Source organism: Streptomyces sp. CNQ085 (assembly GCF_022614595.1).
In the GTDB taxonomy this organism is placed as follows: Bacteria; Actinomycetota; Actinomycetes; order Streptomycetales; family Streptomycetaceae; genus Streptomyces.
The window spans coordinates 1-5931 of record NZ_JAJFAU010000214.1 but is presented as its reverse complement, the minus strand read 5'-3'; the positions used below and the strand labels follow the sequence as shown (position 1 = coordinate 5931).

Here is a 5931-nt window from a genome sequence, read left to right as displayed (position 1 = left end):
GCTCCTAATCGGGCCGCCCGGACCGGAATTGCGGCATGCCGCAATTCACTCCCGGAAGGGAATCACACCAAGTGAGTGGTCACCGCCGAGGGCGACAGAAGAGCTGCCCGGTGTCGGATCGACTCCGTGGCAGCTCGGAGAACAGTACACGACCGCGGGCGGTCCATCAAACAGTCCTAGCCGTTGCCGCCGGAGGCCAGCTCGCGGCTGCGGTCGCGGGCCGCTTCCAGGGCCGCGATGAGCGCGGCGCGCACGCCGTGCCGCTCCAGCTCGCGGACGGCGCTGATCGTGGTGCCCGCCGGAGAGGTGACCGCCTCGCGGAGCTTGACCGGGTGCTCACCGCTGTCCCGGAGCATCACCGAGGCGCCCACCGCCGCCTGGACGATCAGGTCGTGGGCCTTGTCGCGGGGGAGGCCGAGCAGGATGCCCGCGTCGGTCATGGCCTCCACCAGGTAGTAGAAGTAAGCCGGACCCGAGCCGGAAAGCGCCGTGGCGGCGTCCTGCTGGGACTCCGGGACGCGCAGCGTCTTGCCGACCGGCTGGAAGATCTCCTCGGTGCGGACGAGGTGGATCTCGGTGGCGTGGGTGCCGGCGGAGATGACGGACATGCCCTCGTCCACCAGTACCGGGGTGTTGGGCATGACTCGGACGACCGGAATGTCCCGGGTGAGGCGTTCCTCGATGAAGGCGGTCGGGATGCCCGCCGCGGCGCTGACGACCAGGCGGTCGGCGGGGACGTGGGGAGCCAGCTCCCCGAGGAGGTCCGCCATGTCCTGTGGTTTGACCGCCAGGATGAGTGTGTCGGCGGCCTTGGCCGCCTCGGCGTTCGTGACCGCGGTGACATCGTGGCGGGCGCGCAGCTCCTCGGCGCGCTCCGGTCGGCGGGCGGTGACCAGGAGGTCGGACGGGGACCAGCCGGCGCGGATCATGCCCGACAGCAGGGCTTCGCCGATCTTGCCGGTTCCGAGTACGGCGATCTTCTGGGTCATGGGACGGCTCACCTTGTCCGGGTCCGGTACGCGCGTACCGCGCTTGCGTGTGTGCTGCGCTGCCATACTCGCACCCGTGTTGGTGCCGCCGCCGGTTCGTCCATCTGGCGGTCAGGGGGTGCGGCGGCGGAGGGTGGCCGCGCCGAGGAGAAGTACGAGCAGAGCGCTTCCGGCGACGATCGCGATGTCGCGGACGAGGTCGCCGGTGACGTCGGGGCTGCGCAGAACCTCGTTCATGCCGTCCACCGCGTAGGACAGGGGGAGGACGTTCGAGACGGCTTCCAGGACGGGCTGCATGGTGTCGCGCGGTGTGAGCAGGCCGCAGAGCAGGAGCTGCGGGAGGATCAGCGCGGGCATGAACTGGACGGCCTGGAACTCGGTGGCGGCGAAGGCGGAGACGAACAGGCCCAGTGCGGTGCCGAGCAGGGCGTCGAGCAGGGCGATGAGCAGCAGCAGCCAGGGGGAGCCGGCGAAGTCCAGGTCCAGGAACCAGATGGTCACCCCGGTGGCCAGGGCCGCCTGGGCGACGGCCAGCAGGCCGAAGGCCAGGGCGTAGCCCAGGATCAGGTCGGCCTTGCCCAGCGGCATGGACAGCAGTCGTTCCAGGGTGCCCGAGGTGCGTTCGCGCAGGGTGGCGATGGAGGTGACCAGGAACATCGTGATCATCGGGAAGATGCCGAGCAGCGAGGCTCCGACGCGGTCGAAGAGTTCGCGGTCGTCGGCGTAGACGTAGTACAGCAGGACCGTCAGCAGTACGGGGACGAGGAGCAGCAGCGCGATCGTGCGGGAGTCGTGTGCGAGCTGGCGCAGCACGCGGTGGGCGGTGGCCAGGGTTCGGGTCGCGCTCACCGGTTCTCTCCTTCGTCGGTCTTCTCGTCCTTCCCGCGGGCGGCGTCGACCAGGTGGAGGAAGGCGTCCTCGATGTTCCCGGTGCGAGTGCGGTTCCGCAGGTCTTCGGGGGTGTCGTCGGCCATGAGGCGGCCGGCGCGCATCAGCAGCAGGCGTTCGCAGCGGTCGGCCTCGTCCATGACGTGGGAGGAAACGAGCAGCGCGGTGCCGCGTTCGGCCGCGAGGCGGTGGAAGAGGCCCCACAGGTCGCGGCGGAGGACGGGGTCGAGGCCGACGGTGGGTTCGTCGAGGACCAGCAGTTCGGGGGAGCCGAGCAGGGCGACGGCCAGGGAGACCCGGGAGAGCTGCCCGCCGGACAGCTTGCCGGCGAGGGAGTCGGCGTGAGTGGTGAGGTCGACATCGGCGATGGCACGCCCGGCCTGTTCGCGGCGGTCGGCGCGGGGCAGGCCCAGGACGGAGGCGAAGTACTCGAGGTTCTGGCGGACGGTCAGGTCGGTGTAGACGGAGGCAGCCTGGGTGACGTATCCGACGCGGGAGCGCAGCGGTGCGGCTCCGGCCGGCCGGCCGAGTACGTCGAGGGTGCCGGTGACCTTCGCCTGGGTGCCGGCGACGGCGCGCATCAGGGTGGTCTTGCCGCAGCCGCTGGGGCCCAGCAGTCCGGTGACGGTGGAGCGCGGGACCTCGAAGGAGAGGCCGTCGACGACGGTGCGGCCACCGCGGACGACGGTGAGGCCGTCGGCCAGGACGGCCGGCCCCGCAGAAGAATTCATCATGTGTTGAATAATGCTCCCGTGCCGATCCGGGCGTCAAGCGGGGCGGGGCCGGACATGCCGGCGCCCCCGTCCGGGGTGGCGGACGGGGGCGTTCGGTGGTGTCGCGGGGCGGGGCCTCGGCCCGTTTCCCTCAGTGCCCGCGGCCGGACCTTCCGGGCCTCCCGGAGCCGCGGCGGGCGGCCGGGTTGCCGCGGCGGGCGGCACGGGCGGCACCACGGCGCTCGTGCCGTGCGACGGCCCGGTCGTACTCGGCACGGCGGAGCTTCTCGCCGGGGGCCTCGACCAGGCTGCGCGCGGCGTAGGCGAGCAGGACGCCGAGGAAGCCGATCGCCTTGACCGGGCGCATCGCCGCGTCGTCGGGGCGGTCCTCTCCGGGCTCGCGGGTGTAATCGGTGAGGGTGCGGCTGAATGCCATGGAGCTGGCCAGTGCCAGGGCCACCACGAGCAGGACGCCGATCACGCCGCCGTCCGCGAAGGTGCTTCCCTCGTACACCAGCCGCAGCACCCAGGCCCCGGCGGCGGCCAGCAGCAGCGCCCCGAGTCCGAGCACGATCCGGCGCGGGAGGTAGCCACCGGAGTGGTCCACCCAGGTGGTGCCGTAGAACCGGATCGGCTCGGGCTCGGGGCGCTCCCGCTTCTCACTCATGGTGTCGATTATGCGCGCGGATGCCCGTAGGCCGTTGGGGCGGGGTCAGCCGAGCTTGGTGACGTCCCGCACCGCGCCCTTGTCGGCGCTGGTGGCCATGGCCGCGTAGGCGCGCAGGGCGGCGGACACCTTGCGGTCGCGCGCCGTCGGCGCGTACCGGCCGCCGAGCGCCTCGCGGCGGGCGGCGAGGGTGGCCTCGTCGACCTTCAGCTCGATGGTGCGGGCGGGGATGTCGACGCTGATCAGGTCGCCGTCCTCGACCAGGGCGATGGTGCCGCCCGCGGCCGCCTCCGGAGAGGCGTGGCCGATGGACAGTCCCGAGGTGCCGCCGGAGAAGCGGCCGTCGGTGATCAGCGCGCACTTGGCGCCCAGGCCCCGGCCCTTGAGGAAGGAGGTCGGGTAGAGCATCTCCTGCATGCCGGGGCCGCCCCTGGGGCCCTCGTAGCGGATGACGACGACATCGCCCTCCCTGACCTTCTTGCCCAGGATCTTCTCGACGGCCTCCTCCTGCGACTCGCAGACCACGGCCGGGCCGCTGAAGGTCAGGATGGACTCTTCGACGCCGGCGGTCTTCACCACGCAGCCGTCGACGGCGAGGTTGCCGTGCAGGACGGCCAGTCCGCCGTCCCTGGAGTAGGCGTGCTCCACGTCGCGGACGCAGCCGCCGGCCGCGTCGGTGTCCAGGGACTCCCAGCGCTCGGACTGCGAGAAGGCGCTGGCGGAGCGGACGCAGCCGGGGGCGGCGTGGAACAGCTCGACGGCCTCGGGCGACGGGGAGCCGCCGCGGATGTCCCAGGTCTTGAGCCATTCGGCCAGGGAGTCGGAGTGGACGGTGCGGATGTCCTCGTTGAGCAGGCCCGCGCGGTACAGCTCCCCCAGGATGGCGGGGATTCCGCCGGCCCGGTGGACGTCCTCCATGTAGTACGAGCCGTTGGGCGCGACCTTGGACAGGCACGGCACGCGGCGCGAGATGGCGTCGATGTCGGTCAGCCCGAAGTCCAGCCCGGCCTCCTGCGCGGCGGCGAGCAGGTGCAGGATCGTGTTGGTGGAGCCGCCCATGGCGATGTCGAGGGCCATGGCGTTCTCGAAGGCGGCGCGGGAGCCGACGGCGCGCGGCAGGACACTCGTGTCGTCCTGCTCGTAGTGGCGCCTGGTGATCTCCACGACCGTGCGGCCGGCGTTCTCGTACAGTGCCCGGCGGGCGGTGTGGGTGGCCAGCACCGAGCCGTTGCCGGGCAGGGAGAGGCCGATGGCCTCGGTGAGGCAGTTCATCGAGTTGGCGGTGAACATGCCCGAGCAGGAGCCGCAGGTGGGGCAGGCGTTCTCCTCGATGAGTGCCATGTCCTCGTCGGAGACGGCCTCGTTGGCCGAGTCGGCGATGGCACTGATCAGGTCGAGTTTGCGGACCGTGCCGTCGACGAGGGTGGTGCGGCCGGACTCCATCGGCCCGCCGGAGACGAAGACCGTGGGGATGTTCAGGCGCATGGCGGCCATCAGCATGCCCGGGGTGATCTTGTCGCAGTTGGAGACGCAGATCAGGGCGTCGGCGCAGTGGGCCTCGACCATGTACTCCACGGAGTCCGCGATCAGGTCACGGGAGGGCAGGGAGTAGAGCATGCCGCCGTGCCCCATGGCGATGCCGTCGTCCACGGCGATGGTGTTGAACTCGCGCGGAACTCCGCCCGCCTCCTTGATCGCCTCGCTGACGATCCGGCCGACCGGCTGGAGGTGGGTGTGCCCCGGCACGAACTCGGTGAAGCTGTTGGCCACCGCGATGATCGGCTTGCCGAAGTCCTCGCGCGCTACGCCGGCGGCCCGCAGCAGGGCGCGGGCACCCGCCATGTTGCGGCCGTGGGTGACGGTGCGGGACCTCAGCTGGGGCATGGTGCTCCACTCCTTCGTGAACCATGGGGCGACCGTTCGGCGCGGTCTTCGGGCCGTAGCTGACGAGCGTACGCCTCCCGCTCAAGATCTGGACGGAAAGTCCGGATCGTAAGACATGAGGGGCGCCTGGATTCACTCTCCGCGCGGGTGCTCGCCGGCTGCCGGGGCCGGTCCGTCCCCGGACGCCGGCCCGGCGGGCCCTGTCAGATGGTGCTGGACGGCCGGGGCGAGGCGGGCCACCAGCTCCTCGGGCTCCGCGGAGGCCAGCGGTTCGATCTCCAGGACGTACCGCATGATCGCCGCGCCCACCATCTGCGCGGCGGCCAGCTCCACCCGGAGCTCCCGGTCCGGGACGTCCAGACGGCGCGCCACCCGGGCCGTCAGCTGCCGCGTCACCATGCCGCGGAAGATCCGGGCAGCGGTCTCGTTACTGAGCGCCGAGCGGAAGACGGCCAGCAGGGGCACGCGGCCGGCCGGGTTCTCCCAGACGCCCAGGAAGAAGCGGACGAGTTCCTCGCCGAGGCTGTCGGGGCCGTGCGAAGCAAGGTGGCCCAGACCCTCGGCGGCGGGGGCGAAGGAGATCTCCGCGGCGGCCTCGAAGACTCGCTCCTTGGTCCCGAAGTAGTGGTGGACCAGGGCCGGGTCCACCTCGGCTCCGCGGGCGATGGAGCGGATGGATGCCTTGTCGTAGCCGCGCTCGGCGAACTCGGCGCGGGCCGAGGCCAGGATGCGGTCGCGTGCCGCCTCCCCGGCCGCGGCGCGGTCGGCCGGGGCGGGGCGTCCGCGGCGG

General features: G+C 71.8%; 6 protein-coding genes. All 6 read right to left on the bottom strand.

Annotation, left to right across the window (positions count from 1 at the left end; all coding sequences use genetic code 11):
* Positions 1 to 176: 176 nt before the first annotated feature.
* Positions 177 to 989 (bottom strand): pyrroline-5-carboxylate reductase, encoded by an 813-nt coding sequence (proC, locus tag LJ221_RS22950; protein WP_241718623.1) that lies wholly within the window; start codon positions 987 to 989, stop codon positions 177 to 179.
* A gap of 111 nt (positions 990 to 1100) precedes the next feature.
* On the bottom strand, positions 1101 to 1838 hold the full coding sequence (locus tag LJ221_RS22945) for an ABC transporter permease (protein ID WP_241718622.1): 738 nt from the start codon (positions 1836 to 1838) through the stop codon (positions 1101 to 1103).
* Positions 1835 to 2611: an ABC transporter ATP-binding protein gene (locus LJ221_RS22940; protein ID WP_241718621.1), complete on the bottom strand. Its 777-nt coding sequence runs from the start codon at positions 2609 to 2611 to the stop codon at positions 1835 to 1837. The genes LJ221_RS22945 and LJ221_RS22940 overlap by 4 nt, the downstream gene beginning before the upstream one ends.
* Positions 2612 to 2741: 130 nt before the next feature.
* Positions 2742 to 3257 (bottom strand): hypothetical protein, encoded by a 516-nt coding sequence (locus LJ221_RS22935; protein WP_241718620.1) that lies wholly within the window; start codon positions 3255 to 3257, stop codon positions 2742 to 2744.
* Positions 3258 to 3302: 45 nt separating this feature from the next.
* A complete protein-coding gene (gene ilvD, locus LJ221_RS22930; protein WP_241718619.1) occupies positions 3303 to 5141 on the bottom strand; it encodes a dihydroxy-acid dehydratase in 1839 nt (612 codons plus the stop codon).
* 132 nt (positions 5142 to 5273) lie between these two features.
* Positions 5274 to 5931, bottom strand: a 658-nt coding sequence (locus tag LJ221_RS22925; RefSeq protein WP_241718618.1) for a TetR family transcriptional regulator, incomplete at its 5' end; no start/stop codon positions are given.